A 26,437-nucleotide genomic window follows, 5' to 3' on the forward strand; every position below is an offset into this window, starting at 1 on the left:
CTGCGTTGAACCCGCTTAGCCTTGCTTGTACACCTACAAGCAAGGAAGCTTCGATGCTGCTCTCCCTCCGCCTGCTTAGCTGCGCCATGGTTGCGCTGTACTCCCTCACCTCGTACGCCATCCCCTGCCCCGACTGGCCGCCAATCAAAGCGCGTTCGGAAATCGCTTCATTGCAGTTGCAGGTCACGCGCTGGAACGACAGCTACCACCGTGAAGGCGTCTCGCTGGTCGCTGATGAGCTTTACGACCAATCGGTGGAACGCCTCGCGCACCTGAGAACCTGCTTCTCGATAAAACAGTCCCCCTCGCACAATCCCCTGATCACCGCCAAAGGAACGCAGTTGCACCCCGTTCCTCATACCGGCCTGCAAAAGCTGCCCGGCGAAATGGCCGTTCAAGCCTGGCTCAACGGTCGAAGCGATCTGTGGATTCAACCCAAAATAGACGGCGTGGCCGTCACCCTCGTCTACGAGCACGGCAACCTCACGCACGTCATCAGCCGGGGCGACGGCGTCAAAGGTCAGGACTGGCTTGAGAAAGCGCAGACGATTGAGGCAATCCCCAAACACTTGCCCTGGCAAAAAAGCCTGATTCTGCAGGGCGAACTGTATTGGAAGCTGGATGGGCATGTTCAAGCGCAGGCAGGCAGCCTGAACGCCCGAAGCAAAGTGGCAGGCTTGATGTCGCGCGCTACGGTCAGCGAAAAAGAAGGCGCGCAGGTGGGGCTTTTCGTCTGGGACTGGCCGGATGGACCCGCCACCCTTCAGGACCGGCTCGCAGGGCTTCGAGCGCTGGGATTTGATGACAGCATGGATTTCAGCGAACCGCTTGAAGGCTTCGCTCAGGCGCAAAAATGGCGCGAGCACTGGTATCGCTCACCGCTGCCGTTTGCCACCGATGGCGTGGTGATGCGCCAAAGCGAGCGACCGCCGGCTGAGCGCTGGAAAGCCAATGCGCCGCATTGGATTGCGGCCTGGAAATACCCTTTCGCCCAAGTGCTGGCCGAGGTCCGCAGTGTGCAGTTCGCGGTCGGCCGCAGCGGCCGGATCACTCCGGTGCTGGAGCTCAAACCGGTGCAACTGGACGACCGCAAGATCAGCCGCCTGAGTGTTGGCTCGTTACCGCGTTGGCAGGAAATGGATATTCGTCCGGGGGATCAGGTGGCCGTGAGCCTGGCAGGCTTGACCATTCCTCGACTGGACGGGGTTGTGTCGCGCAGTGCCGAGCGAATGGAGATGCTCGTTCCCAAGCCCGGCGATTACCACGCCCTTAGTTGTTGGGAAGTCAGCATGCCGTGCAAGGATCAGTTCAGGGCGCGATTGATCTGGCTCAGCGGCAAGAAGGGGCTGAACCTTGCTGGCGTTGGTCCAGGCACGTGGGACAAGTTGCTTCAGGCGGGTGTCATAGAGGGCCTACTGGACTGGATGACCCTCGACAGTGCCGGGCTTGTTAACATTCCCGGCCTCGGGGAGCGCAGCAGCGCTAAACTGCTCGATAGTTTGCAGGTCGCCCGACAGCGGCCGTTTACCGTATGGCTCAAGGCTATCGGACTGCCGCCTACAGGAAGCGCACCTCTGGATGGGCAATGGAGCGAGCTCTCGGCACGCAGTATCGAGCAATGGCAAGCAAGGCCGGGCATTGGCCCAGGCCGCGCAAAACAGTTGATCGCTTTTTTTCAGGACCCGCAGGTACAGGCGCTCGCTGCTCAACTGCGCGACCATGGGATCGATGGATTTTAGTCATTTTGTAGCGCCGGACGATTGTCTTGAGCGTCCGGACATCTTTTCAAGGAGCTTCTATGAAACCCTTTTCATCACTGGCGATGTTCACCGCCCTCTGCATTCTCGCCGCCCCCGCTTTCGCCGCCGATCCTGCCCCCGCCCTGAGCGGATGCGCGGCCAAACGTCAGGACATCAGCACTCAGATCGATCAGGCCAAAGCCGCAGGCAATACCAGTCAACAGGCCGGGCTTGAGAAGGCCCTCAGTGAAGTCACCGCCAACTGCACCGACGCGGCGTTGCTCAAAGAGCAGGAGCAGAAAGTCTTTGAAGCGAAGCGCGAAGTCAGCCGCCGTCAGGCTGATCTGAGCAAAGCCATGAGCAAGGGCGACCCCGAGAAAATCGACAAGCGCAAAGACAAGCTGGCCCAGTCACGCAAAGAACTGCAGGACGCTCAGACTGAGCTGGAGAAGGTTCAGCCGGATCAGGATGATGAGTAACAGCAGCTGCGAGCTTTAAGCTGCAAGAAGAAGCAACCGAGGACTGCTTTGAGCTTCTGGCTTCTGGCTTCTGGCTTCTGGCTTCTGGCTTGCAGCGTGAACCTGCTCCTCTCAATGATCCCGAAACTCTTTGTGACACGCATCACACGCGTCTTCGACCTTTTCCATCGCAGGGTTGAGGACGCTTTTTTGAAAAGGTCGCATCTGGCTGACGACCACCAGATCACCCGTGGCTGACTCAAGTGAGCGCGCCAGCGTTTGAAACCGTGCCTGTTTTTGCCAGACGGCGTCTTTAGCGCTGGTGTGATCGGCTTCGCGCACGGCCGGAAAGTGCTTCCATGGCTCGTGGGACAAACCGTCAAGCTTCACGGCACCGTCCGCAAAACGCTGACCATCGAATGCCACGCGCCCCCTCAACATGCCGCCCAGGTCCTCGCTGGTCTTGAGCATCGCTTTGAAGATGGCCTTGCGCTGGCTCAGCGGCGAGTTCGGATCGACCCCGCCACACGCGCTCAGCGCCAGACACACCAACGACAGGCACGCCACAGACGTTAACGACATTGCCATTGAGGGCATGCGCTGCGATCAGGCCGACACGATGAACAACGACACCACCAGTGCCATGCCTGCCAGCCATGCCAGCGAACGCACCGCAGCCCAATCGGCCAGATAAAAGATGATGTAGAGCAGGCGTGTGGTGACGAACAACACCGCCAGCACATCAATCGTCACCAACTGGGCGACGCCTGCAATGTGAGCAATGATCACTGCCGCAGCAAAACCGGGTATCGCCTCGAAGCTGTTGAGCTGCGCAGCATGTGCCCGGCGCGGCAGGCCTTCGAGGCTGTCGAGAAAATCTCGCGGATTATGGTTTTGCCGGGCACCGAATTTGCCACTGCTGAACTTGGCAATGCCAGCGCACCCTATCGGCAACAGAATCACAATCAACACGCACCAGAAAGCAACGGTCATAGCCACATCCTTTTTAGAATTTGAGCTTCATCAGAAGCATCCCGAGTAATACCAGTCCACAGGCTAAGAGCCGAGGCCGACCGAAAGGTTCTTTCAGATTGCGCATGCCGAACAACACCACCAGCACCACGCTGACCTCGCGCAACGCGGCGGCCTCCGCCACCGAACCCAACTGCATCGCCCATAACACCAGCGCATAACTGAACAACACACAAAAACCGACACTCAAGCCCAGCGCCCATTACTCCCGCCAGAACAAGAAAAACGCAGGCCGCTTGCCGACCATTGCCAGCAAAAGAAACAGCCACGCGCTGATCAACGTTAGCCAGACCAGGTAATTCAGCGGTTCCACGCCAAGCTCCAGCGCCTGCCCGTCAATCCACGTGTAGCAGTCGATGCACAAACCGATCGGCCCCACCAATTGCACCGCTGCACGAACGAAAGTCGCGCTCCGATCAGGATAATTGATTCGTCATATTTCAGTGTCTGGATATACTAAGTCAACGTAAGCCGTATTCAGTCGCGCCATTCAAACTCCAACAATCTCAGCTACTGCCGAACGTTTGTCTCAGGAGACACGTGGGCGGTGCGCTTGCGCTGGCCTGATCAAGGCGTCACAGACTAGCTATCAGGAACCTACGCATGCCACTCGCATTGTTCGCCCTGGCGGTCGCCGCCTTCGGTATCGGCACCACAGAATTCGTGATCATGGGCTTGCTGCCAGAGGTGGCCGCAGATCTGCGCGTCAGCATTCCCGACGCGGGGCTGCTGATCACCGGTTACGCGTTGGGCGTGGTTTTCGGTGCGCCCATCCTTGCCATCGCCACTGCCAACATGCCGCGCAAGGCCACGTTGCTGGGGATGACGCTGACGTTCGTGCTGGGCAACGTGTTGTGCGCGATGTCGCCGACGTATGCCGCGCTGATGTCGGCACGGGTGATCACAGCGCTGTGCCATGGCGCCTTTTTCGGCATCGGATCAGTCGTAGCGGCAGGCCTTGTGGCCCCGAACAAACGCGCCCAGGCCATTGCCCTGATGTTCACCGGCCTGACCCTCGCCAACGTATTGGGCGTACCGCTCGGCACCGCGCTGGGCCAGGCACTGGGCTGGCGCTCTACGTTCTGGGCGGTGTCGATCATCGGCATCATCGCGATGATTGCGCAGATGGTCTGGCTGCCTAAACACATCGCCATGGACAAGAGCAATCTGGTGCTGGAGCTGCGCGTTCTCGGCAAGACCAACGTGCTGCTGTCGCTGCTGATGAGTGTTCTCGCGTCCGCCAGCCTGTTCAGCGTATTCACCTACATCGCGCCCATTCTGCGTGACGTAACCGGTGTCAGCCCGCATGGCATCACGATCATGTTGTTGATATTCGGCGTCGGCCTGACCATCGGCAGCATGCTCGGCGGCAAGCTGGCGGACAGCCGACTGCTGCCCTCGCTGATCGGTATGGCGGTGGCGACAGTGCTGATCGTCGGCGTATTCAGTCAGACCAGCCATCATGTAATTCCAGCGGCGATCACTCTGCTTTTGTGGGGCATCACGGCCTTCGCGCTGTGCCCGATCCTGCAACTGCTGATCATCGATCAGGCCAGCGAAGCACCGAACCTGGGCTCAACGCTGAACCAGAGCGCGTTCAATCTGGGTAACGCCACAGGCGCCTGGATCGGCGGACTGGTGGTCGCCAGCGGTGTCGATCTGGCCGAGCTGCCGTGGACTGGCGCTGGTGTGGCGGTGCTTACCCTGTTGGTCTCTCTGTTCTACATCTATCTGCAGCGGCGCAGAGCGGCCGTCGCCCGCGCCTGATTCACCTGCGCATGCAATAGCCGACATGCGAAGGCTTGTCACACCTTGTCCAACCTTGCGGGATGGAGATGCATACGATTCGCGTTTAACCACCGAATCGTAAGGAATCTTCATGCAACCTGTTACTCGTTTGCGGCCGTCCAATACCATGACGAAGCTCGCCGTGGCGTACCTGATCGCTCAAAGCGCCAGCGCTCAGGCCCAGGAAAGCGCAGCCGCTCCGGTGACCATTCTTGAAGAAATGACTGTCACGGCGTCTGGCTACGCGCAGAGTGTTGAAGAGGCACCTGCCTCAGTGACCATCATCACCGGCGACGAATTGCGCAAGCGCTCCTATCGCGACCTGACGGATGCGGTGCGCGATGTAGAAGGCGTGACGGTCAACGGCAGCGCCAATGAGACAGACATTTCCATTCGTGGCATGCCCGCCGATTACACGTTGATCCTGGTCGATGGCAAACGTCAGAGCGCGCGGGAGTCGCGCGTCAACGGCAACGCCGGGTACGAGCAGAGCTTCATTCCGCCTGCCGAAGCCATCGAGCGCATCGAAGTGGTCCGGGGGCCGATGTCATCGTTGTATGGCTCCGACGCGATTGGCGGCGTCATCAACATCATCACACGCAAGGTTTCGCCGGACTGGGGCGGCTCGGTCACCTACGACTACTCCGCACGCCAGCACAGCGATCAAGGCAATGCGCGACAGACGCAGTTCTATCTCAGCGGACCGATCAAGGAAGACCTGCTGGGGCTGCAGGTCTGGGGGCGCTATCTGGATCGTCAGGGCGATGATGATATTCAGGAGACCAATGGCTTCACCAAGGCTGATCATCGGGATCTGACGGCGCGCCTCGCGTTCACCCCCACCATTGATCACGACATCCTGCTGGAAGCCGGCGCTACGCGGCTCAAGAATGGCGATGGCCTGAGCGCCAACTGGGCCACCCGCGAGCAGGAAAACAACCGCGATCACTGGTCGCTTTCGCATCAAGGCCGCTGGGACTGGGCGACTTCGGACGTGTCGTTCTCCCAGGAAGAATCCAGCCGTGAAGGTTTGGCCAGCGCCAGCCAGACTGACGTTCTGGGCCGCAAACCGGTAGTAAAAAACTCGGTGTTCGACGCCAAGCTGGTCATGCCGACGGCACACCACACCACCACGACGGGCCTGCAATGGAATGAGACCAGCATCACCGACTGGAATCAGGGCCTGGGCGACCGGGTCGATTACGAGTTCTCGGTGGTACAAAAAGCGCTGTTCGCCGAGAACGAATGGGCGATGACAGACAGTTTTTCACTGACCACCGGCCTGCGCATGGACCATCACGAGGAATACGGCACCCATTTCAACCCGCGTATCTACGGTGTGTGGCGAGCGACCGACGACTGGACTTTCAAAGGCGGAATCGCGCGTGGCTTCAAGGCGCCTGAACTGCGTGCGGTGGTGGCGGACTACGCGTATCTGCGGCGCAATACCTATGTGATGTTCGGCAACCCGGACCTCAAGCCCGAGTCCAGCACCAACTACGAGCTGTCAGCCATGTGGTCCAACCGTGACGACCTGTCCGCAGGCGCGACGGTGTTCTACAACGACTTCCAGGACAAGCTGTCGACCGTCACCACCGCCGAGCGCTGGAATGGCTACATCATCATGGATCGGGTCAACGTCGATAAGGCAGTCATTCGGGGCATTGAGCTGAACGGACGCTGGGACATCACGCCGTCGCTGGTAGCCAAGGCCAATTACACCTACACCGACTCCGAGCAAAAAAGCGGCGCCAATGCCGGTGCACCACTGGCCCTGACCCCCGAACAAAAAGCCAACCTACGGGCCGACTGGTCGTTGTCCGAGCGCTTATCGGCCTGGGCGGCGTTGAGCTATTACGGTAAGGAATACGGCAACACCCTCACGGATGAAGCCTCACCGGCCTACACCACGGCGGATTTGGGCGGATCATTCGAACTGACCAGCAACATTTCGTTGAATGCCGCGCTGTACAACCTGACCGACAAACGCCTGGACGATGAAACGTACGGCAACGTCAACTACGGCCGCACGCTGTGGGCCGGCACGACCATCCGGTTCTAGTACACCGTCGCCTTTGATTCTGGCCGAAGGCCGTTGAAGCGTGTGGCGCTTGTGGAATCTTCATAAGTAGGGCTTCGCGCCCGCTCATAAAGGGACAGGCGCTGCGGGCAGGCGTATTACGGCGCAAAGTCCGGCGGGAGGACGGTTTTCCAGGGCCAGTTCTCCTCCATGCGCCTGGATGCACGCGCGGGCGATCGCCAATCCAAGGCCAAGCCCGCCACCCTGACTAACCTCCCCGGCCCCCTGCCCCACCTGCACAAAAGGCTCGAACACCTGCGTCAGCCACGACGGCTCGATCCCTTGCCCGTGATCGAGAACCTCAAGTGCAATAACGCCGCCCTCTTCAAGCCAGGCGCTCACCACCGCATCCCCCGCATGACATAGCGCGTTGTCGATGAGGTTGGTCAAGGCGCGCTTGAGCGCAAGCGGCCGGCAATGGCATGGCAACACGCCGCGCACGTCCCAGGTAACTGGTTGTTCCAATGTCTGGTACCGCCGAGCAAGGTCGTCAAGCACCTCGTTGAGCAACACAGTTTGCGTCGGCTCTTGCAACGCATCACCGCGGACGAAATCCAGCGTCTCGCGCACCATCGCTCGTAACTCATCAAGACTTTCGAGCATGTCATCGCGCACCTGGCCGTCTTCAATCAATTCCACCTGCAAGCGCAATTCGGTGATCGGCGTATTCAAGTCATGGCTGATCGCGGCGAGCATGCGCGTGCGGCCTTCCACATGCCGGGCGATGCGCTCCTGCATGACGTTGAATGCGGTGGTCAGATCCCGTGCTTCCTGAGGTCCGGACAGCGGCAGCGGCGCAATCCACTCTCCACGGCTGACGCGCTCGGTGGCCTTGGCCAGGGTTTTCACGGGCTGCACGATGCGGCGCATGAAGAAGATGACAATCAGCAGCACCGGCACCGTAGTCACCGGCAATGTGTAGGCCAGCAACCGACTCCACTCGTATGCGCCGGCAGGGTGTTGCAGCGCGTTCAGGCGCAAACCGTTGGGCAGACCGATGCTGGTGCGCAGCCGCAACGGCGCCCAGCCAGCCGCAGCAAATACCTGATCACGTGCGGGGCCACCGCTGGTACGCTCCAGCTGCATGTCCACGCTGACCTGCGGCCCCAACGCCAGCCGTGCGCGCAGCTCCTGGGTCAGTCGTTGCTCTTCGGCGCGCACTTCGAACGGCGCAATACCGGATTGCTCCGCTATCCAGAACCCCGCATCGGCGGTCGCCATCACCGCCAGTACCCGAGACGCGTCGGCTGCCGACAGCTCGTGTGCAACGTGGTAGGCCGTCACCAGACGCTCAAGGGTAAGCGTGCGGGAAAGCGGGTGGATCAACGCGCCCGTTCGTTGCAAAAACAGCATCGCAATGGCGTTTGAAGCCAGCAGGGCCAACAGCAATAGCACGCCCAGTTGCTGGGTCATGCCGGTCGGCCAGAAGCGGCGCCAAGCACTCACTCCGTCACCACGCTGACAGACGCTGCCAGCGAATAACCGCCGCCCCAAACCGTGCGCAGCACTTCCGGTTGTAGCGGATCGTCCGCCAGTTTGCGGCGCAGGCGGCTGATCTGCCGGTCGATTGCCCGATCAAACACGTCACTGCCAGGGCGCGCCGTCAGGTCAAGCAGGCGCTGGCGGTCCAACGTGACGTTAGGGTGCTTGAGGAACACGTTCAATAACCGGGCTTCGGCGGTACTGAGCCTGACGGCACTGCCATCGATACGCGTCAGTGTTTCGGTCGTGGAATGGAAGCTGAAACCGGCGAACTCATAGCGCTGCACAGCGGTTGACGTGTCGGCTGCTTCAATGGTCTGGGCGGCAGTCGGCGTACCGCGCCGACGCAGCACACTGTTGATCCGGGCCACCAGCTCGCGCGGCTCGAACGGCTTGGTCACGTAGTCGTCGGCGCCCAGATCAAGGCCCCTCACCCGGTCAGCCGATGCGTCGCGGGCGGTCAGCAGGATGACCGGAACATTGGCGCGCCGATGAAGCAGCGCGCACAACTCAAAACCATTGCCATCGGGGAGCATGACGTCCAGCACCACCACATCAAATGCCTGCTGCTTGAGCAACTGCCACATACCGGCCGCGTCTTCAGCGGTGCGCACATCAAAAGCGTGCCGACGCAAATACACCGCCAGCGGATCGCGGATCTTGCGGTGATCATCGACCACCAGAATGCGGGGCGCGCAGGGCGTTGAGACCGATTGAGTATCGAGCGTCATAAAGGGCCGGTGAGTGTGCGAGCGGGGAGCAGCGTGGGGGAACTCTGCAGTTGCATATGCTTCCCATTAACACGACGGGATCATAGCCGATGCCTTTCGCGGCGGCACCCATTTGCAACGCGCACACACATTTGTGTGTCAATGCCTGACCCCAACAGGGACTGCGATGAATGTGCCTGCATCCATCGTTATCACATCAAACCCCTGTCCGACGCTTGCACCCCTGCGCGGCCGGACGGGATTTGAATCGCAATGACAGGACTCCGAATGCTTGAACTCGCCGCTGGTTTTATCTGCCTCACTTCGCTACTCACGTACGTGAATTTCCGCTTCATCGGCCTGCCGCCCACCATCGGTGTCATGGTCACCGCCCTGCTGTTCTCGCTGATTCTCCAATCCCTGAGCCTGATGGGTTTTCCGGGCATGGAAGAGCGCGTGCAAAGCCTGATCGGCCAGATCGATTTCGGCGATCTGCTGATGAACTGGATGCTGTCCTTCCTGCTGTTCGCTGGCGCTTTGCACGTCAATCTGGCGGACCTCAAAAACTACCGCTGGCCCATCGGCCTGCTCGCGACCTTCGGCGTGTTGATCGCCACCACCGTGATCGGCGCCCTTGCGTACTGGACTTTCGCGATGTTTGGCTGGCACATCAGCTTTCTCTATTGCCTGTTGTTCGGCGCGTTGATTTCGCCCACCGACCCGATTGCGGTACTCGGCGTGTTGCGGACTGCCAACGCCTCCAAACCGCTCAAAACCACCATCGTCGGTGAGTCGCTGTTCAACGACGGCACCGCCGTTGTGGTGTTCACCGTGTTGCTGGGAATTGCCCAACTGGGCGAAACCCCGACGGTGGGCGAGACCGCCATGCTGTTCGTGCACGAGGCCATTGGCGGTGCAGTGTTCGGCGGGCTGATCGGCTACGCGGTGTACCTGATGATCAAAAGCATCGAGCAGTATCAGATCGAAGTCATGCTGACCCTGGCGCTGGTGATCGGCGGCTCGGCGATGTCCACCGAGCTGCACGTTTCAGCACCGATTGCGATGGTGGTCGCCGGGCTGATCATCGGCAACCTGGGACGCAACCTGGCAATGAACGACATGACGCGCCGCTACCTGGATGGCTTTTGGGAGCTACTCGACGACATGCTCAATGCGTTGCTGTTCGCGTTGATCGGCATGGAGCTTTTGCTGCTGCCGTTCTCGTGGTTGCACCTGCTGGCAGCAGGTCTGTTGGCGGTGGCGATTCTGCTGTCGCGACTGCTGACGGTAGCCCCGGCCATCCTGCTGATGCGCCGCTGGCGTGAAGTGCCGCGTGGCACTGTTCGCATCCTCACCTGGGGCGGCCTGCGCGGCGGGGTTTCGGTCGCACTGGCGCTGGCGTTGCCATTGGGCCCGGAGCGCGATTTGCTGCTGAGCATTACCTACATCGTGGTGCTGTCGTCGATCCTGTTGCAGGGCTTGAGCATCGGCAAGCTGGTCAAGGCGGTGACCCGCGACCAGCCGGCCGGGCAAACCGCAGGTCACTGAGCTGTGATTGCATCGTCACGTAGCCACTCGGCGTCAGGCTGAATGGCTATGTGGCTTGAAATGCGCGCCGTCAAGAGAACGTGCGCTTGGGGGCGGTTCTTGCGTGGGTGCAGTAAAGCGTAAGGCCAGTAAACGCCAGGCCGCCCGCGAGATTGCCGAGCACCGTCGGGATTTCATTCCAGACCAGGTAATCCATGATGGAGAATCCGCCGCCCATGATCATGCCCGATGGGAACAGGAACATGTTGACCACCGAATGCTCGAAACCCATGAAAAAGAACAACATGATCGGCATCCACATGGCGATTAACTTGCCGCTCACGGACGTGGAAATCATGGCGCCTACCACGCCCATTGAGACCATCCAGTTGCAAAGCATTCCACGCAGAAAGATCGTCACCCAGCCCGCTGTGCCGTACGCGGCATAACCAAGCGTGCGGGACTCACCAATGCTGGCGATTTTGTGATCCACAGCGCCGAGGTCTGCATTGAATCCGTAGGTAAAGACGAAGGCCATGATGAAAGCAACCGTCAGCGCGCCTGCGAAGTTGCCAACAAACACCAGCCCCCAATTGCGCCGCGATTCCCCGCGACCTATTTGAAAGTGAGTTTTTTGGCCACGTAAAAGGGGCGTTCACCGGCGCAGTCAGTCATCGCATAGGACACTTTGAACTCGCCGACGGCGGCACCCTGTTTCTCGATGAGGTGGGAGAAATACCGCTGGAACTACAGAGCAAGCTGTTGCGGGTTTTGCAGGACCAACAATTCGAGCGCGTGGGCGATAACCTGACCTGTGTCGTGAACGTACGTGTTATCGCAGCGACCAATCGTGATCTGCGCGAGATGGTCAAGATGGGTGTTTTCCGAGAGGACCTGTATTTTCGCTTGAACGTGTTCCCTATCAGATCGGTGCCGCTGCGCGAGCGGGTGGAAGATATTCCGGTCCTCTGGGGCTCAAGCCCTCCACCCTCGCTTCACGCCTGCAAAAGTGGAACATCGACCCGAGGGACTATAAAAAGGACTTCAAGAAGCGACACCAGGCCCGGGATTAAGAATCGACCGGCCAACACCTATCGCGAGAAAAACGTGCAGCCGGTAGACCCGCCATTGCTGTCATGCGTGGCTCGATTGGCTAAGATGCCACGACCACCAGCCCGTGCTGGCGGTTTTCCGGGGCTCAGGAGCACGCATGTCCAGCAAAGAGGAGATTGCCGTCGTTGGCGGCACACCGATGATTCCCGAACAGCGTCGGGAATTGATGCTGCGTCAGTTGCGCAAACACCAGGTATTGAGCGTCCACCAGTTGGTGGAAATGTTCGATTGCTCACACATGACCATTCGCCGTGACATCGCGCTGCTTGAGCAAAGCGGACGCGCCTATTCGGTAACCGGCGGTGTGCGCATCGCCAGCCAGGTGCACAGCGAACCCAGCCACCAATCCAAAGCCGTGATCGAGTTGCCGCACAAACAGGCGATGGCGCGGCTGGCTGCCAGTTTGCTGCACCCCGAAATGACGGTGTACCTGGATGCGGGCACCAGCACCCTGGAGATCGTGCCGCACATTGTGGCGCTGGCCGGGATGACTGTGGTCACCAACGATTTTGGCGTGGTCAGTGCCTTGGCCGATGCAGCGCACGTGGATGTGATTCATACCGGCGGGCTGCTGGACCATCCCAATCGCTCATGCGTGGGCGGGCTGGCAGCAGCGACTTTGCGCCAACTGGCGACTGATGTGGCATTCATGTCCACCAGCTCCTGGGATCTGCAACGCGGCACCACCACCCCCTCGGCGCTGAAGGTCGAGGTCAAACAAGCAGCGATGCAGTCGGCATCGCGCTCGGTGCTGCTGACCACCAGCTCCAAATACGGCACGTTCGGCATGTACAAAGTCGCCGGGCTTGAGCAGTTCGACACGATCATCAGCGACGACCGCCTTGCCCACGGTGCTGCGGATAGCATTCGAGCTTTTGGGGTTGACGTGCTGCTGGCCTCGATAGACAAATGACACTAACGATATTCCGCATATGAGCTACTGCAATGGACCTTGCGAGCACTCACAACGTCAAGCTCTGTCCCAGAGCCCACTATTATGAGTGGGCTCGGTCGTTACAAAGATTGCGCACAAGCGCGCATTCGAATTGCCCCGGTCGTACTATCCATCAACATCAGAACGCGTCGGGAATTTCAACGGTCACCGCGTCTCCGTAGCCATACAAATTAGCAACTTCGCTGGTAGCACCTACGACGACCATGATTTTTTCACCGACCTTGCGGGTACCGAAAAACTTAACGCTCTGTGGAGTGTCATCAATAGCGTAAGTACTGTAGTGCCAACTCCCGCTTGAGGAGCCATGGCCGATGGTAACGTACTGAGTGGTTAATGCTCCGCCCATCAGGTAAGCGTCGAGGATGCCCACAACACTATAGTTTTTTGGACCATCGGCGCGAGCGGTGCCATTGAAACGCACGTCATAACGTGTATTATCATATTTGTCTTTGGCTATGTAAGAAGCCAATACTTTTTGGGAAGGGCCACCTACTTCACTTATGATTTTATCTGCGTACGTGAACTCACCATTGAGACCCTCGTTGAAACCTAAACGAAAATCCACTGTTTCATTGGATGCCCTTAGCCCTTCTCCGCTAACCGAAAAGGAATTCCGAGTCTCATCTTCTAACTCTTCTACCTTCCGCTCGATATACATATATTCTCCAGAAGTACCACCATGACCAAGCCGAACCGTGTTATCAAAACAACAATTACTCCTATCAAGGCTCGATGTAGCGATGAGCGTGCCAGAAAATGCGTATCCGGTCGCACCTGAAGGCTCAATCACACCGTCGAAGGTTGCTTTTGATCCCCAGGTATTCCTTTGAAAAATCACTTTTATGGCTGGCATAGCGACAATCTCCTTATTGGTCTCTTGCAGCGATCAGCCGAAATGAACGGCCAGACCTTATACCTACTATTATTCCAGATAACAAAAAGGTCAAGTTGGGAAAACTTTAAAAACAGTGACAATGAACCGTAATTTTTAATTCACGGGCCTGTTCACATGGCGAATAAGTTTGGCTCACACCCAACGTATATCCATCGCTAACCCTGTCGACTCCTAAAAATGCGATTCAGATCAGCAAGTTAATTTAATCAGCTCGAATAATAATCATCAACGTTAACTCAAAAAACGAAATAACAATTTATTTTTAGCCAAAAGACCATCAAACTATCAGCACTCAAAAAGCAATTTTTTACTTCGATAAAAAATAACTAGAACGCATAAAAGCTATGTTTTCGTTCATCGCACTGCCCGTCCGTACTCAGCGCCGGAGCACAACTCCAAATTGGCGTCGGTGGACACGCCTCGCTGACCGGCGCTGACCTCAATCCGTAGGAGCCGGCTTGCTGGCGAAGGCTTTGAATCAGGCGATGCACTGGTGACGGATCAGCTGGGTTAGCCAGCAAGCCGGGCCTACAGATGCAAATCTGTACCCATCCCGCATAAGCAGGCCTATTAAAGCCCCGACAGCCCACCGGGGCTTATTCTCGCCTGCTCGCGGCAATGTTAAACTTTGTTAATTCAAAAAACACTTCACATTATCTGATCACAGGTTCACTATCGTTTTCACAGATTCGAACAACCTTCGAGCGCTGATGCATTGCCTTCGGCGCGCGATCCGAGGAGAGAGATCATGAATAACAAGAACGTCGGCGTGATCGGTTTGGGCGCCATGGGTTTGGGCATTGCCCGCTCGCTGCTGCGCAACGGCTTCAACGTCCATGCCTGTGACGTGCGCACCGCCGTCACCGAGCAATTCGCCACCGAAGGCGGCGTTGCCTGTGATTCCCCTGCCGCAATGGCTGCACTGTGCGACGTCATCGTCACCGTCGTGGTCAATGCCGAACAAACCGAAACCGTACTCTTCGGTGAAAACGGCGCCATCGCCGCCTTGAAACCCGGCAGCCTGGTCATCGGCTGCGCCACTGTCGCCCCGACCTTCGCGGTCGAGCTGGGCGAGCGCCTCGCCGAACAAACCCTGCTTTACCTCGACGCCCCGATCTCCGGCGGCGCGGCCAAGGCTGCTTCAGGCCAAATGACCATGATGACCTCCGGCCCGGCCGAGTCCTATGCCAAGGCTGATGCGATCCTCAACGGCATGGCAGGCAAGGTTTATCGCTTGGGCGACGTTCACGGCCTGGGTTCCAAAGTCAAAATCATCAACCAGTTGCTGGCCGGTGTGCACATCGCCGCCAGCGCCGAAGCCATGGCCCTGGGCCTGCGTGAAGGCGTCGACGCCGATGCCCTCTATGAAGTCATCACCAACAGCGCCGGCAACTCGTGGATGTTCGAAAACCGCGTTCCACACATCCTCAAAGCCGATTACACGCCGCTGTCTGCCGTCGATATCTTCGTCAAGGACCTGGGCCTGGTACTGGATACCGCCCGTGCCAGCAAATTCCCGTTGCCGTTGTCGTCCACCGCACACCAGATGTTCATGCAGGCCTCGACCGCAGGCTTTGGCCGCGAAGACGACTCCGCCGTGATCAAGATTTTCCCGGGCATCACCCTGCCCGTTGCCAAGCCAGACCAAGCCTGAGGCCCAGACAATGAGCGCCACTATTCGCCCATTGCTGGGCTGCATCGCCGATGACTTCACCGGCGCTACCGACCTTGCGAACATGCTGGTGCGCGGCGGCATGCGCACGGTGCAAAGCATCGGTATTCCCGGCGCAGACGTGCTGGCCGACCTTGATGCCGATGCAATCGTCATCGCGCTGAAGTCGCGCACCATTCCAGCCGCCGAAGCCGTTGCCCAGTCCCTTGAAGCACTGCAATGGCTGCAGGACCGCGGCTGCGAGCAAATCTTCTTCAAATATTGCTCAACATTCGATTCCACCGCGGCCGGCAACATTGGTCAGGTCAGCGAAGCGCTGCTGGAAAAACTGGGCAGCGACTTCACCCTGGCTTGCCCGGCCTTTCCGGAGAACGGTCGGACGATCTTCCGCGGTCACTTGTTCGTGCAGGACCAACTGCTCAATGAGTGCGGTATGCAGAACCACCCGCTGACGCCGATGACCGACGCCAACCTCGTGCGGGTGCTGCAATCGCAAACCCAACAGAAAGTAGGCCTGCTGCGTTACGACAGCGTGTCCCAAGGCGTTGAGAAGGTGCGTGCACGCATCGCCGAGCTGCGCGCTGATGGCGTGAGCATGGCGGTTGCCGATGCTCTGTCTGACGCGGATCTGTACACACTCGGAGAAGCCTGCGCCGACCTGCCGCTGCTGACCGGCGGCTCGGGACTGGCGCTGGGGCTGCCGGGCAACTTCCGCAAAGCCGGCAAGCTGCGCGACATCGACGCCTCGAAACTCGAAGACATCCGCGGTGGCGAAGTAGTACTTGCCGGCAGCGCTTCGGTCGCCACAAACGGCCAGGTTGCGGCATGGCTTGAAGCCAATCGCCCTGCGCTGCGCATTGATCCGTTGGCGCTGGCCGATGGCAAGCCGGTCGTTGAACAGGCACTGGCATTCGCACGCGATGCGGGCCAGACCGTTTTGATCTACGCCACCAGCTCACCGGATGAAGTCAAAGCCGTGCAGCAAAAGCTGGGCGTCGAACGCGCCGGTGCCTTGGTAGAGGACGCATTGGGCCAGATCGCAAACGGACTGCTGCAAGCCGGTGTTCGTCGCTTTGTGGTGGCAGGTGGCGAAACGTCCGGTGCCGTGGTGCAAGCCTTGGGCGTGCAACTGCTGAAAATCGGCGCGCAGATTGATCCGGGCGTTCCGGCAACTCAGAGCACAGGCGCTCAACCGCTGGCGATGGCGCTCAAGTCCGGTAACTTCGGCGGCCGCGACTTCTTTGACAAAGCCCTGAAACAGCTGGCCGGAGGTGCGCAATGAGTGCTGAAAACAAGCAGCGCGAGGAGATTTGCGACATCGGTCGACTGCTCTATGGTCGCGGCTACACGGTGGGCAGCGCTGGCAACATCAGCGCACGCCTGGAAGACGGCTGGTTGATCACGCCGACCGATGCTTGCCTGGGACGCCTCGACCCGGCAGCCATTGCCAAGGTCAATCTGGCCGGGGAATGGGTGTCCGGCGACAAGCCGTCGAAAACCCTCGCCCTGCACCGCCAGGTGTATGACCGCAATCCGGGCGTAGGCGGCGTGGTGCACACCCACTCAACGCATCTGGTGGCGCTGACTCTGGCTGGCGTCTGGCAACAAAACGACATTCTGCCGCCACTCACTCCGTATCAGGTGATGAAGGTTGGCCACATTCCGCTGATTGCTTACGAGCGCCCGGGCTCGCCCAAAGTCGCCGAGCAGGTCGCGCAGCTGGCTAACAGCGTGCGCGGCGTAATGCTTGAGCGCTTGGGTCCGGTCATCTGGGAAAGCTCGGTGGCAAAAGCCTGTTACGCCCTTGAAGAGCTCGAAGAAACCGCTCGCCTGTGGCTGATGAGCAACCCCAAGCCGGCACCGCTGGACGCAGCGGCGCTGGAAGAATTGCGCCAGACGTTCGGCGCCAACTGGTAACAGGCAGCGTTTGATTGGAGGCCGCGGTGCGGCTTCCGGCATCCCGGTTTCGGCCGGACAACAATAACAACAGGACACAACATGACCCCTCTCATACTGATGTTGATCGCCGGTGCAGGTATCGCGCTGTTGCTGCTGCTGGTGTTGAAGTACAAATTCCAGCCGTTCGTGGCACTGATGCTGGTCAGCATCATCGTGGCTTTGGTTGCAGGGGTTAAACCTGCGGACCTGGTGGCGACCATCGAAGGCGGCATGGGCAAAACCCTTGGCCACATCGCAATCATCATCGCGTTGGGCGCCATGATCGGACGCATCATCGAACTGTCCGGCGGTGCCGAGGCACTGGCCAAAACCCTGATCAAACGCTTCGGCAACCGACGCACTCCGCTGGCGCTGACGGTTGCCGGTTTTATCGTCGGTATTCCGGTGTTTTTCGAAGTAGGCGTGATCATTCTCATGCCGCTGGCGTACGGCGTAGCCCGTGCTGCCCGCAAACCGCTGCTGCTGTTCGCACTGCCGATGTGCGCTGCATTGCTCTCGGTTCATGCCTTCCTGCCGCCACACCCTGGCGCTGTCGCCGCGGCCGGCCAGCTGGGCGCAGACCTTGGACGCGTGCTGATGTTCGGTATCCCGATGGTTGCGGTACTGAGCCTGGCGGGTTACTTCATCGCTGGCCGGATGACCCGCAAGGTCTACCCGATGACCGACGATATTCGCGCCGAAGTCTACGGCCCGCATATCACCAACGCCGACCTGCAAGCCTGGCAAAAGGGCGATTACAGCAATACCACTGAAGCGGCGCACGCCAAGAAGCTGGGTCTGGAAGAAAGCGCCAGCAGTCTTGCTGCCTCGCTGCCACCTGCTCCGGCGCCGGGTTTTGGCTTGATCATCGCGCTGATTCTGCTGCCGATCGTGCTGATTCTGCTGGGTACGCTGGCGACCACCATGCTGCCTGCCGACTCCCTGCTGCGCAGCGTGCTGACGGTACTGGGCGCGCCGCTGGTTGCGCTGCTGATCGACACACTGTTGTGTGCCTGGTTGCTGGGCACCCGTCGTGGCTGGAGCCGCACTCAAGTGTCCGACGTGATCGGCTCGGCATTGCCGGGTGTGGCGATGGTGATCCTGATCGCCGGTGCAGGTGGCGTGTTCGGTAAAGTGCTGGTCGACACCGGCATCGGCGCTGTCGTCTCCGAAGCATTGCGTACCACAGGCCTGCCCGTCCTGGCGCTGGGCTTTTTGCTGACCCTTCTGCTGCGAGCCGTACAAGGTTCCACCACCGTTGCACTGGTGACCACGGCCGGCATTCTCAGCCCGCTGATCGCGACCCTCAGCCTCACGCCGAACCACCTGGCCCTGCTGTGTCTGGCCATGGGTGGTGGCGGTCTGGCCATGTCGCACATCAATGACGCCGGTTACTGGATGTTCACCAAGCTGGCAGGCCTGAACGTCGCTGACGGCTTGCGCACCTGGACAGTGCTGGTCACTGTGCTGGGCACGCTTGGGTTCCTGATTACCCTGCTGCTCTGGCCTTTCGTCTGACCTTTTGAAGACAGGAGTTACCATGCCTCGTTTCGCTGCCAACCTCAGCATGATGTACCCGCAACACGATTTCCTGGCCCGCTTCGGCGCCGCTGCGGCGGATGGATTCAAAGGGATCGAGTACCTCTTCCCCTACGACTACACCGCGGCTGAAATCAAACTGCGGCTGGACGACTTCGGCCTGGAGCAGGCGCTGTTCAACATGCCCCCAGGGGATTTTAGCAAGGGTGAACGAGGCATCGCCTCATTGCCGGGCCGTGAAAGCGAATTCCGCTCTGGCGTTCAAAAAGCACTGGAATACGCGGCCGTGCTGGGCAATGACCGTATTCACGCGATGGCGGGCCTGTTGCCGAGCGAAGACCTGCGCGAGCGTTATCACGCGGTCTATCTGGAAAACCTCAGCTATGCCGCCCAGGAAGCGGCAAAAGTGGGGATCAATGTGCTGATCGAGCCGATCAACACACGGGACATTCCGGGCTTCTTTCTCAATCGTCAGGATCAGGCCCAGGATATTCGCAAGGCCATCGGCGCTGACAATCTGTTGGTGCAGTTCGACTGCTATCACTGCCAGATCGTCGAGGGCGATGTGGTGACCAAACTGCGTCGCGATTTCGCAGGCATTGGGCATATCCAGATTGCTGGCGTGCCTGATCGTCACGAGCCGGACCTTGGCGAAGTGAATTACCCGTTCCTGTTCGAAGAGCTTGACCGCCTGGGCTACACCGGCTGGGTAGGCTGTGAATACCGCCCAAAAGGCGACACCACCGAAGGGCTGCAATGGCTCCGGGACTGGCAGGCGAAAAACCCGGCCTGATGCTTTGAATTTGTAGGAGCGCGCTTGCCCGCGATGGCTTCCTGTCAGCCAGCACTTTTGGCACAGACAGATCGTTATCGCGGGCAAGCGCGCTTCTACGGGTGAACCCCCTTCACTCGTTGATGATTTCGTCCTTGAACTGATCTTTCACATAAGTGATTTCGGTCTTGCCGTGCGGTGACGGCAGGCCGTCTTCACCCAGATTCACGAACACCATCTTCTCAACCGTCAGAATGCTCTTGCGGGTGATTTTGTTGCGCACCTGACACGTCAGGGTAATTGAGGTGCGACCGAACTCGGTGGCCGTGATGCCCAATTCGATGATGTCGCCCTGGCGCGAGGCGCTGACGAAGTTGATCTCCGAAATGTACTTGGTCACCACGCGCTGATTGCCTAACTGAACGATGGCGTAAATAGCCGCCTCTTCGTCGATCCAGCGCAGCAGACTGCCGCCGAACAACGTGCCATTGGGGTTCAGGTCTTCGGGTTTTACCCATTTGCGAGTGTGAAAATTCATGGGGAGCTCCGACAGTGTTGGGAGGCTGGTAGCAGATGAGCCCCCAGCTTCAAGTTTCAGGCCACAAGCTGCAAGTAAAAACCAGTGTGCTTCAACTTGTCGCTTGTCGCTTGCAGCTTGAAGCGCAAAGAAAGATAATCGCCACCGCTTCAAAAAACGGTCATCACTTCTTGATACCGTTCTCCCGCCACCTGTCCGAGGGGCGCTGCAGCAGGTCAAACCTGTCAGGCTCGGATGGGGCGTTGTTTGATCAGGCACTCGCTTGTCGATCAAGCTTTAAACGCACAACGGCGCCCATTCGCCTACTACGAATGGAGGCTCTATATGAGCGCTGTACTGACGCCCAACGATTTCAACGACTACAAAGTCGCCGACATGTCCCTGGCTGCCTGGGGCCGTCGCGAAACCATCATTGCTGAATCCGAAATGCCGGCCCTGATGGGTCTGCGCAGCAAGTACGCCGGCGAGCAACCGCTCAAGGGCGCGAAGATCCTCGGCTGCATCCACATGACCATTCAGACCGCCGTATTGATCGAAACCCTGGTTGCCCTGGGTGCCGAAGTACGCTGGTCGTCCTGCAACATTTTCTCCACTCAAGACCAGGCCGCTGCCGCCATCGCAGCTGCGGGCATTGCCGTGTACGCCTGGAAAGGTGAGACCGAAGCAGAATACGAGTGGTGCCTTGAGCAAACCATCCTCAAAGATGGCGCGCCTTGGGACGCCAACATGATCCTCGACGACGGCGGCGACCTGACTGAGCTGTTGCACAAGAAATACCCGGCGATCCTGGACCGCGTCCATGGCGTGACCGAAGAAACCACCACTGGCGTTCACCGCCTTCTGGACATGCTGGCCAAGGGCGAACTGAAAATCCCGGCCATCAACGTCAATGACTCGGTCACCAAAAGCAAGAACGACAACAAGTACGGCTGCCGTCATAGCCTGAACGATGCGATCAAGCGCGGCACCGACCACCTGTTGTCCGGCAAGCAAGCGCTGGTCATTGGCTACGGCGACGTCGGCAAAGGCTCGGCTCAATCGCTGCGTCAGGAAGGCATGATCGTTAAAGTCACCGAAGTCGATCCAATCTGCGCCATGCAGGCATGCATGGACGGCTTTGAACTGGTTTCGCCGTTCATCGATGGCGAAAACGACGGTACCGAAGCGAGCATCGACAAAGCACTGCTGGGCAAGATCGACCTGATCGTGACCACCACCGGCAACGTCAACGTGTGTGATTCGAACATGCTCAAAGCGCTGAAAAAACGCGCTGTGGTGTGCAACATCGGTCACTTCGACAACGAAATCGACACCGCTTTCATGCGCAAGAACTGGGCATGGGAAGAAGTGAAGCCGCAGGTTCACAAGATCCACCGCACCGGTGCCGGCACTTTCGATCCACAGAACGATGACTATCTGATCCTGCTGGCTGAAGGCCGCCTGGTTAACCTGGGTAACGCAACAGGTCACCCAAGCCGCATCATGGACGGCTCGTTCGCCAACCAGGTTCTGGCTCAGATCTTCCTGTTCGAGCAGAAGTACGCTGACCTGAGCCCCGCTCAGAAGGCCGAGCGTCTGACCGTCGAAGTCCTGCCCAAGAAGCTCGACGAAGAAGTGGCCCTGGAAATGGTACGTGGCTTCGGCGGCGTCGTGACCAAGCTGACCAAGACCCAGGCCGACTACATCGGCGTGGCTGTCGAAGGTCCGTTCAAGCCGCACGCTTATCGTTACTAAGCAGCTGCAAGTGGCAAGCTGCAAGCTGTAAGTAAAAGCGGTTCGGTTACTTGCAGTTTGTGCTTGGCGCTTGCTTCTTCATCGCTATTACGCAGTTGTGAGCTGCAGGCTTCGGGCACGGGATTGGGCGCAATGCCCTCTTGCAGCTTGTAGCTTGCGGCTTTCAGCTGGAGGCCCCCTCCAATGTCCCAAAACCACGGCTTCAGCTTCGAGTTCTTCCCGACCAAGACCGACGCTGGACATGAAAAACTGATGAACGTGGCGCGCCAACTGGCCAGCTACAACCCCGATTTTTTCTCCTGCACTTACGGTGCGGGAGGATCCACGCGTGATCGCACGATCAACACTGTGTTGCAGCTTGAGCAGCAAGCGAACATTCCTGCAGCGCCACATTTGTCGTGCGTCGGCGACAGCAAAGCCGATCTGCGCGGCTTGCTTACCCAATACAAGGACGCCGGCATCAAGCGCATCGTCGCACTGCGCGGCGACTTGCCTTCCGGCATGGGCATGTCCAGCGGTGAGCTTCGCTATGCGGCAGACCTGGTCAGCTTCATTCGGGAAGAGACCGGCGATCACTTCCACATCGAAGTAGCCGCCTACCCGGAAATGCACCCGCAAGCGCGCAATTTCGAAGACGACATCCACAACTTCGTGCGCAAGGCCCAGGCCGGTGCCGACAGTGCAATCACCCAGTACTTCTTCAACGCCGACAGCTATTTCTACTTCGTCGACCGCGTGCGCAAGCTGGGCGTGGACATCCCGATCGTGCCGGGCATCATGCCCATCACCAACTACAGCAAGCTTGCGCGCTTTTCCGATGCGTGCGGTGCAGAAATCCCACGCTGGATTCGTAAGCAGCTGGAAGCGTATGGCGATGATTCGCCGAGCATCCAGAAGTTTGGTGAAGAGGTCATCACCGAGATGTGTGAGAGGTTGTTGCAAGAAGGCGCCCCAGGTCTGCACTTCTACACGCTGAACCAAGCAGAGCCTAGCCTGGCGGTGTGGAACAACCTGAAGTTGTCCCGTTAACTACAGGCGAATCGGGTCTGGCAAGATTCGTCACATTAAGGCAACGTCTTGCCTGTAGGTTGCACACAATCAGGACCTGCAGACGCATTAATTGTGACGGATACCCAGCAGTTGACCTCAATTACTAAAATCGAATCTCGCCCGCAGCTTGTTTACCTGGCCTTCGGTGCCGACACCTACCACCAGGAAGCGGTGTTCAGCATCGCGAGTGCGCTCTCGGGTATGCGCCAGACCCCGGAGCACGCTCTGGACATTCAGGTGTTCACCGACAACCCTGAGCCCTATCGCAAGTTGCCTGTGCGCGTGCGTATGCTCGATGCAGAAACCCGCCGCGCCTGGAGCGGCCCTCACGGCTACCACTTCCGCTGCAAACAGGTTCTATTGCGCAATGTGTTGGAAGCGTTCGACAAAGCCATTTTGATCGACACCGACACCTTCTTTCACGACAGCCCTATCAAGCTGTTCGAGCGCATAGAACCCGGCAAGCTGCTGTGTAATGCACTTACGTTGCGTTACGACGACTGCAAGCAGACGGTGCTGTACACAGCGCTGGCCGAGACCCTGGCGCAGCGCGGCCTTGCCGACGACAACATGCAGTTGCTCAACTCCGGCGTGATTGGCCTGACGCGTAGCGATGCACAGATTCTTGATCGCTCCGTTGCGCTGATGGATGAGTTTTTCCCACTTACGCCGGGCGCGATCACTCTCGAAGAATTTTGTCTGGCCGTTGTCGCCCACAAGACGCTTGAAGTGAACGAGTGCCCCGACCTGATTCACCACTACTGGAGCCGCAAGCAGCTGTTTCGCGCAAAAGTGCGTGCATGGCTGAGCAAGCACGGCGACGACCCCACCAGTGAAGACGGCCTGAACGACACGCGCAATGTCACCGCTCAACTGCCCCGCCCGCCCACTTGGCAACGCGTCATGTACAAGGGTGCGACGCTGGCGGTGCCGCAAGAGCAACGACAGTTCGTACGCGAGGTGCTATACGGTTGCTGTGATTATCCCAACGAGTTTGACAGGGCGTGCTCTCAAGTCTGGTGGGAAAAAGCGTTCAGTAACGTCGAGCAACGGATGGGCCGACACCTGACGCCCGATCAGGTCAGGCATTGGCTGGAGCATTGGGCGGTCCGGCAGATTCTCGGCCATCGGCGCGACGCGGTTTATCAGCACCTGCTTGAGCGTCAAAACAGCCGCCAACGCTGAAAAAACCGTTGAGCAGCATGAACACAGCGCTGTGTGATTGCTCTGTTATACTCCGGCGTCCCCGCCAGGCTCACGCCCGGATGCTCGGTCTTGCAGAAAGCACTCGATCACACTCGCTGCGCATGTTTTTTATCCCGCGCGCATGTCACGAGTTGAACTTACAGACCCGACAGTACCGGACGGGATTGCGTCATCTGAACGCACATTCGCGCCGGGTAGATTATTCCCCCTTGGGCCAACGTGGCCCTAATTAAGACAGGATTGCTCATGTCCTTTGCTTCCCTCGGTCTCTCCGAGGCTTTAGTCAGCGCCATCGAGGCCGCTGGCTATACCCAGCCTACTCCGGTGCAACAGCGGGCCATTCCCGCCGTGTTGCAAGGCCGCGACCTCATGGTTGCCGCTCAGACAGGTACTGGTAAAACCGGTGGTTTCGCGCTTCCGATTCTGGAGCGTCTGTTCCCCGCCGGTCACCCGGACAAATCCCAACGTCACGGCCCGCGCCAACCGCGCGTCCTGGTCCTGACTCCTACCCGTGAACTGGCTGCTCAGGTTCACGACAGCTTCAAGGTCTACGCCAAAAACCTGAAATTCGTCAGCGCCTGCATCTTCGGCGGTGTCGGCACCAACCCTCAGGTTCAGGCCATGGCGCGCGGCGTCGATGTACTGGTCGCCTGCCCGGGCCGCCTGCTCGACCTGGCCGGTCAAGGCAGCGTCGACCTGTCCCACGTTGAAATCCTGGTGCTTGATGAAGCCGACCGGATGCTCGACATGGGCTTCGTGCACGACGTCAAGAAAGTCCTCGCACGCTTGCCGTCCAAACGTCAGAACCTGCTGTTCTCGGCGACCTTCTCCTCGGACATCACTGCACTGGCAGGCAAGCTGCTGCACAACCCCGAGCGCATCGAGGTCACGCCGCCGAACACCACGGTCGAGCGCATTGAGCAACGGGTTTTCCGTCTGCCGGCCAACCACAAGCGCTCTTTGCTGGCGCACCTGATCACTGCAGGCGCCTGGGAACAAGTACTGGTGTTCACCCGCACCAAGCACGGCGCCAACCGCCTCGCCGAATACCTGGATAAGCATGGCCTCGCCGCCGTTGCGATCCACGGTAACAAGAGCCAGAACGCGCGAACCAAAGCGCTGGCTGACTTCAAGGCGGGCGACGTCCGCATCATGGTTGCTACCGACATCGCAGCACGCGGTCTGGACATCGACCAACTGCCGCATGTGGTCAACTTCGAGCTGCCGAACGTAGATGAAGACTACGTCCACCGCATTGGCCGTACCGGGCGTGCCGGACGTACAGGTGAGGCCATCTCGCTGGTCGCTCCGGACGAAGAAAAGCTGCTGAAAAGCATCGAGCGCATGACCAAGCAGAAAATCGCTGACGGCGACCTGATGGGTTTCGACATGAACTCTGTGGAAGCAGAGAAGCCGGAAGTACGTGAACGTCCGGACGTGCGCAACCCGCGCAATGCACGTGGCCCACGTGGCGACGGCCCCAACGGCGGCGGCGCCGGTGGTGGTCGCAAGGACAAAGGCAAAGACAAGGGCAAGGAAAAACCGGCCGCCGCAGCCGCGTCGGGTGAGCGGCCTGCTCGTCCCGCCCGTCCGCAAAAGCCTCGCCAGGGCACGCCTTCTGGTGAAGCGCGTCAGGCTCAGCCGTCCGCGCCACGCGGTGACCGCGCTCCGGACGAGTTCCTGGATGACGAAGTGGATAACTTCGGCAACCGTGCTGACTACGTGAGCCCTTACCCGAACAAGACTCAAAGCCGGGGTCGCCGTCCAGGCGCTCCAGCCACCGGAGCAGCGCCTGCACCGCGCGGTCCCAGCCAAGGCCGTAATGGTCCACGCAGCGGCACAGGCGCAGCATCGGGTACTGGCGCGCCAGCATCCGGTGCACCTGCCGCCAAGCGCAGTGGCCCGCGCAACGGTTCCGCTCGCGATGGTCAGGCCCGTCGTGAAGAACAACCGCGCAACCGTCGGCCGGCGGGTGACGATCAGCCTGTTCGTCAAGAGCCTGCCGTTCGTGGCCCACGCGACGGTCAGCCAGCACCGAAGATCATGCACAAAGAGTCCAAGGGCGATCGTTTTCCGTCCGCAGAACAGCTCGACCAGTTGCCAAGCCGCCCACGCGGTGAGAAACCGGCCCTGCTGACCCGCAATCGCGAAGGTTAAGCTCGGCTGAAACAAAAACGCCCCGACTGGTTCGGGGCGTTTTTGTATGCGT

Annotated in this window: 21 protein-coding genes, 3 pseudogenes and 1 riboswitch; of the genes and pseudogenes, 16 read left to right on the plus strand and 8 right to left on the minus strand. The window is 59.2% G+C overall.

Going from position 1 to position 26,437, the window contains the following annotated elements; translation table 11 throughout:
- Positions 1–53 precede the first annotated feature (53 nt).
- Together ligB and OYW20_RS24255 are read left to right on the plus strand one after the other, a co-directional pair.
- Complete coding sequence (gene ligB / locus OYW20_RS24250) at positions 54–1,739, plus strand: NAD-dependent DNA ligase LigB (RefSeq protein WP_268798393.1); 1,686 nt, start codon at positions 54–56, stop codon at positions 1,737–1,739.
- Between the two features lie 59 nt (positions 1,740–1,798).
- A complete protein-coding gene (locus OYW20_RS24255) occupies positions 1,799–2,218 on the plus strand; it encodes a DUF1090 domain-containing protein (protein ID WP_268798394.1) in 420 nt (139 codons plus the stop codon).
- 111 nt (positions 2,219–2,329) lie between these two features.
- Here the strand turns inward: OYW20_RS24255 and OYW20_RS24260 are convergent, their stop codons facing one another.
- The 3 genes and pseudogenes from OYW20_RS24260 to OYW20_RS24270 all read right to left on the minus strand — a co-directional run.
- Entirely contained in the window at positions 2,330–2,779 is a 450-nt protein-coding gene (locus tag OYW20_RS24260) for a c-type cytochrome (protein ID WP_268801223.1), read from the minus strand.
- Positions 2,780–2,803: 24 nt separating this feature from the next.
- Positions 2,804–3,190 (minus strand): MAPEG family protein, encoded by a 387-nt coding sequence (locus tag OYW20_RS24265; protein WP_268798395.1) that lies wholly within the window; start codon positions 3,188–3,190, stop codon positions 2,804–2,806.
- 13 nt (positions 3,191–3,203) lie between these two features.
- Positions 3,204–3,611: pseudogene (locus tag OYW20_RS24270) on the minus strand (EamA family transporter); the annotation flags it as partial.
- 221 nt (positions 3,612–3,832) lie between these two features.
- Here OYW20_RS24270 and OYW20_RS24275 point away from each other — a divergent pair.
- Positions 3,833–4,996, plus strand: a complete 1,164-nt coding sequence (locus OYW20_RS24275; protein ID WP_268798396.1) for an MFS transporter — start codon at positions 3,833–3,835, stop codon at positions 4,994–4,996.
- A 112-nt stretch (positions 4,997–5,108) separates the two neighbouring features.
- Positions 5,109–7,079 (plus strand): TonB-dependent receptor domain-containing protein, encoded by a 1,971-nt coding sequence (locus OYW20_RS24280; RefSeq protein ID WP_268798397.1) that lies wholly within the window; start codon positions 5,109–5,111, stop codon positions 7,077–7,079.
- A gap of 84 nt (positions 7,080–7,163) precedes the next feature.
- Here OYW20_RS24280 and OYW20_RS24285 read toward each other — a convergent pair whose 3' ends face one another.
- Both OYW20_RS24285 and OYW20_RS24290 read right to left on the minus strand, forming a co-directional pair.
- Positions 7,164–8,510, minus strand: a complete 1,347-nt coding sequence (locus OYW20_RS24285) for an ATP-binding protein (RefSeq protein WP_268801224.1) — start codon at positions 8,508–8,510, stop codon at positions 7,164–7,166.
- Between the two features lie 29 nt (positions 8,511–8,539).
- Positions 8,540–9,310, minus strand: a complete 771-nt coding sequence (locus OYW20_RS24290) for a response regulator (protein WP_268798398.1) — start codon at positions 9,308–9,310, stop codon at positions 8,540–8,542.
- Positions 9,311–9,577: 267 nt separating this feature from the next.
- Here OYW20_RS24290 and OYW20_RS24295 point away from each other — a divergent pair, with 267 nt between their 5' ends.
- Positions 9,578–10,837 carry a cation:proton antiporter gene (locus OYW20_RS24295; RefSeq protein ID WP_268798399.1) on the plus strand — a complete coding sequence of 420 codons (1,260 nt, stop codon included), beginning with the start codon at positions 9,578–9,580 and terminating at the stop codon, positions 10,835–10,837.
- A gap of 70 nt (positions 10,838–10,907) precedes the next feature.
- Here the strand turns inward: OYW20_RS24295 and OYW20_RS24300 are convergent.
- A pseudogene (locus OYW20_RS24300) lies at positions 10,908–11,414 on the minus strand (formate/nitrite transporter family protein); the annotation flags it as partial.
- Between OYW20_RS24300 and OYW20_RS24305 the strand changes: the two are divergent.
- Positions 11,408–11,785: pseudogene (locus OYW20_RS24305) on the plus strand (sigma 54-interacting transcriptional regulator); the annotation flags it as partial. The pseudogenes OYW20_RS24300 and OYW20_RS24305 sit on opposite strands and share 7 nt — an antisense overlap.
- 241 nt (positions 11,786–12,026) lie before the next feature.
- Complete coding sequence (locus OYW20_RS24310; protein ID WP_268798400.1) at positions 12,027–12,842, plus strand: DeoR/GlpR family DNA-binding transcription regulator; 816 nt, start codon at positions 12,027–12,029, stop codon at positions 12,840–12,842.
- Positions 12,843–13,002: 160 nt separating this feature from the next.
- Here OYW20_RS24310 and OYW20_RS24315 read toward each other — a convergent pair whose 3' ends face one another.
- The gene (locus OYW20_RS24315; RefSeq protein ID WP_268798401.1) at positions 13,003–13,737 is read right to left on the minus strand and encodes a hypothetical protein; all 735 of its coding nucleotides are present in this window, start codon (positions 13,735–13,737) and stop codon (positions 13,003–13,005) included.
- A 790-nt stretch (positions 13,738–14,527) separates the two neighbouring features.
- On the opposite strand from OYW20_RS24315, the gene ltnD reads away from it, so the two are divergent.
- The 5 genes from ltnD (at position 14,528) to otnI (ending at position 19,721) form a co-directional block, all read left to right on the plus strand.
- The gene (gene ltnD, locus OYW20_RS24320) at positions 14,528–15,433 is read left to right on the plus strand and encodes an L-threonate dehydrogenase (RefSeq protein WP_268798402.1); all 906 of its coding nucleotides are present in this window, start codon (positions 14,528–14,530) and stop codon (positions 15,431–15,433) included.
- Between the two features lie 10 nt (positions 15,434–15,443).
- Positions 15,444–16,733: a 3-oxo-tetronate kinase gene (gene otnK / locus OYW20_RS24325; protein WP_268798403.1), complete on the plus strand. Its 1,290-nt coding sequence runs from the start codon at positions 15,444–15,446 to the stop codon at positions 16,731–16,733.
- On the plus strand, positions 16,730–17,368 hold the full coding sequence (gene otnC, locus OYW20_RS24330) for a 3-oxo-tetronate 4-phosphate decarboxylase (protein ID WP_268798404.1): 639 nt from the start codon (positions 16,730–16,732) through the stop codon (positions 17,366–17,368). The genes otnK and otnC overlap by 4 nt, the downstream gene beginning before the upstream one ends.
- An 81-nt stretch (positions 17,369–17,449) precedes the next feature.
- Positions 17,450–18,907 (plus strand): GntT/GntP/DsdX family permease, encoded by a 1,458-nt coding sequence (locus tag OYW20_RS24335; RefSeq protein ID WP_268798405.1) that lies wholly within the window; start codon positions 17,450–17,452, stop codon positions 18,905–18,907.
- A 22-nt stretch (positions 18,908–18,929) separates the two neighbouring features.
- Complete coding sequence (otnI, locus tag OYW20_RS24340) at positions 18,930–19,721, plus strand: 2-oxo-tetronate isomerase (protein WP_268798406.1); 792 nt, start codon at positions 18,930–18,932, stop codon at positions 19,719–19,721.
- Positions 19,722–19,833: 112 nt separating this feature from the next.
- Here otnI and OYW20_RS24345 read toward each other — a convergent pair whose 3' ends face one another.
- Complete coding sequence (locus tag OYW20_RS24345; RefSeq protein ID WP_328284799.1) at positions 19,834–20,238, minus strand: acyl-CoA thioesterase; 405 nt, start codon at positions 20,236–20,238, stop codon at positions 19,834–19,836.
- A gap of 191 nt (positions 20,239–20,429) precedes the next feature.
- A riboswitch (S-adenosyl-L-homocysteine riboswitch) is annotated at positions 20,430–20,541 on the plus strand.
- Between the two features lie 21 nt (positions 20,542–20,562).
- Between OYW20_RS24345 and ahcY the strand changes: the two genes are divergently transcribed.
- The 4 genes from ahcY to OYW20_RS24365 all read left to right on the plus strand — a co-directional run bounded on the left by ahcY (position 20,563) and on the right by OYW20_RS24365 (position 26,385).
- The gene (ahcY, locus tag OYW20_RS24350; protein ID WP_268798407.1) at positions 20,563–21,972 is read left to right on the plus strand and encodes an adenosylhomocysteinase; all 1,410 of its coding nucleotides are present in this window, start codon (positions 20,563–20,565) and stop codon (positions 21,970–21,972) included.
- 183 nt (positions 21,973–22,155) lie between these two features.
- Positions 22,156–23,001, plus strand: a complete 846-nt coding sequence (metF, locus tag OYW20_RS24355; RefSeq protein WP_268798408.1) for a methylenetetrahydrofolate reductase [NAD(P)H] — start codon at positions 22,156–22,158, stop codon at positions 22,999–23,001.
- Positions 23,002–23,112: 111 nt separating this feature from the next.
- Positions 23,113–24,207 (plus strand): hypothetical protein, encoded by a 1,095-nt coding sequence (locus tag OYW20_RS24360; RefSeq protein ID WP_268798409.1) that lies wholly within the window; start codon positions 23,113–23,115, stop codon positions 24,205–24,207.
- 267 nt (positions 24,208–24,474) lie between these two features.
- The gene (locus OYW20_RS24365; protein WP_268798410.1) at positions 24,475–26,385 is read left to right on the plus strand and encodes a DEAD/DEAH box helicase; all 1,911 of its coding nucleotides are present in this window, start codon (positions 24,475–24,477) and stop codon (positions 26,383–26,385) included.
- Positions 26,386–26,437 lie beyond the last annotated feature (52 nt).

It is taken from the genome of Pseudomonas sp. BSw22131, assembly GCF_026810445.1.
Taxonomy (GTDB): domain Bacteria; phylum Pseudomonadota; class Gammaproteobacteria; order Pseudomonadales; family Pseudomonadaceae; genus Aquipseudomonas; species Aquipseudomonas huanghezhanensis.

Bases quoted from the DNA above. Each gene is read 5' to 3' on its own strand.
- ligB (WP_268798393.1), top strand. From the start codon at position 54: ATGCTGCTCTCCCTCCGCCTGCTTAGCTGCGCCATGGTTGCGCTGTAC.
- OYW20_RS24255 (WP_268798394.1), top strand. From the start codon at position 1,799: ATGAAACCCTTTTCATCACTGGCGATGTTCACCGCCCTCTGCATTCTC.
- OYW20_RS24260 (WP_268801223.1), bottom strand. From the start codon at position 2,779: ATGTCGTTAACGTCTGTGGCGTGCCTGTCGTTGGTGTGTCTGGCGCTG.
- OYW20_RS24265 (WP_268798395.1), bottom strand. From the start codon at position 3,190: ATGACCGTTGCTTTCTGGTGCGTGTTGATTGTGATTCTGTTGCCGATA.
- OYW20_RS24275 (WP_268798396.1), top strand. From the start codon at position 3,833: ATGCCACTCGCATTGTTCGCCCTGGCGGTCGCCGCCTTCGGTATCGGC.
- OYW20_RS24280 (WP_268798397.1), top strand. From the start codon at position 5,109: ATGCAACCTGTTACTCGTTTGCGGCCGTCCAATACCATGACGAAGCTC.
- OYW20_RS24285 (WP_268801224.1), bottom strand. From the start codon at position 8,510: ATGACCCAGCAACTGGGCGTGCTATTGCTGTTGGCCCTGCTGGCTTCA.
- OYW20_RS24290 (WP_268798398.1), bottom strand. From the start codon at position 9,310: ATGACGCTCGATACTCAATCGGTCTCAACGCCCTGCGCGCCCCGCATT.
- OYW20_RS24295 (WP_268798399.1), top strand. From the start codon at position 9,578: ATGCTTGAACTCGCCGCTGGTTTTATCTGCCTCACTTCGCTACTCACG.
- OYW20_RS24310 (WP_268798400.1), top strand. From the start codon at position 12,027: ATGTCCAGCAAAGAGGAGATTGCCGTCGTTGGCGGCACACCGATGATT.
- OYW20_RS24315 (WP_268798401.1), bottom strand. From the start codon at position 13,737: ATGCCAGCCATAAAAGTGATTTTTCAAAGGAATACCTGGGGATCAAAA.
- ltnD (WP_268798402.1), top strand. From the start codon at position 14,528: ATGAATAACAAGAACGTCGGCGTGATCGGTTTGGGCGCCATGGGTTTG.
- otnK (WP_268798403.1), top strand. From the start codon at position 15,444: ATGAGCGCCACTATTCGCCCATTGCTGGGCTGCATCGCCGATGACTTC.
- otnC (WP_268798404.1), top strand. From the start codon at position 16,730: ATGAGTGCTGAAAACAAGCAGCGCGAGGAGATTTGCGACATCGGTCGA.
- OYW20_RS24335 (WP_268798405.1), top strand. From the start codon at position 17,450: ATGACCCCTCTCATACTGATGTTGATCGCCGGTGCAGGTATCGCGCTG.
- otnI (WP_268798406.1), top strand. From the start codon at position 18,930: ATGCCTCGTTTCGCTGCCAACCTCAGCATGATGTACCCGCAACACGAT.
- OYW20_RS24345 (WP_328284799.1), bottom strand. From the start codon at position 20,238: ATGAATTTTCACACTCGCAAATGGGTAAAACCCGAAGACCTGAACCCC.
- ahcY (WP_268798407.1), top strand. From the start codon at position 20,563: ATGAGCGCTGTACTGACGCCCAACGATTTCAACGACTACAAAGTCGCC.
- metF (WP_268798408.1), top strand. From the start codon at position 22,156: ATGTCCCAAAACCACGGCTTCAGCTTCGAGTTCTTCCCGACCAAGACC.
- OYW20_RS24365 (WP_268798410.1), top strand. From the start codon at position 24,475: ATGTCCTTTGCTTCCCTCGGTCTCTCCGAGGCTTTAGTCAGCGCCATC.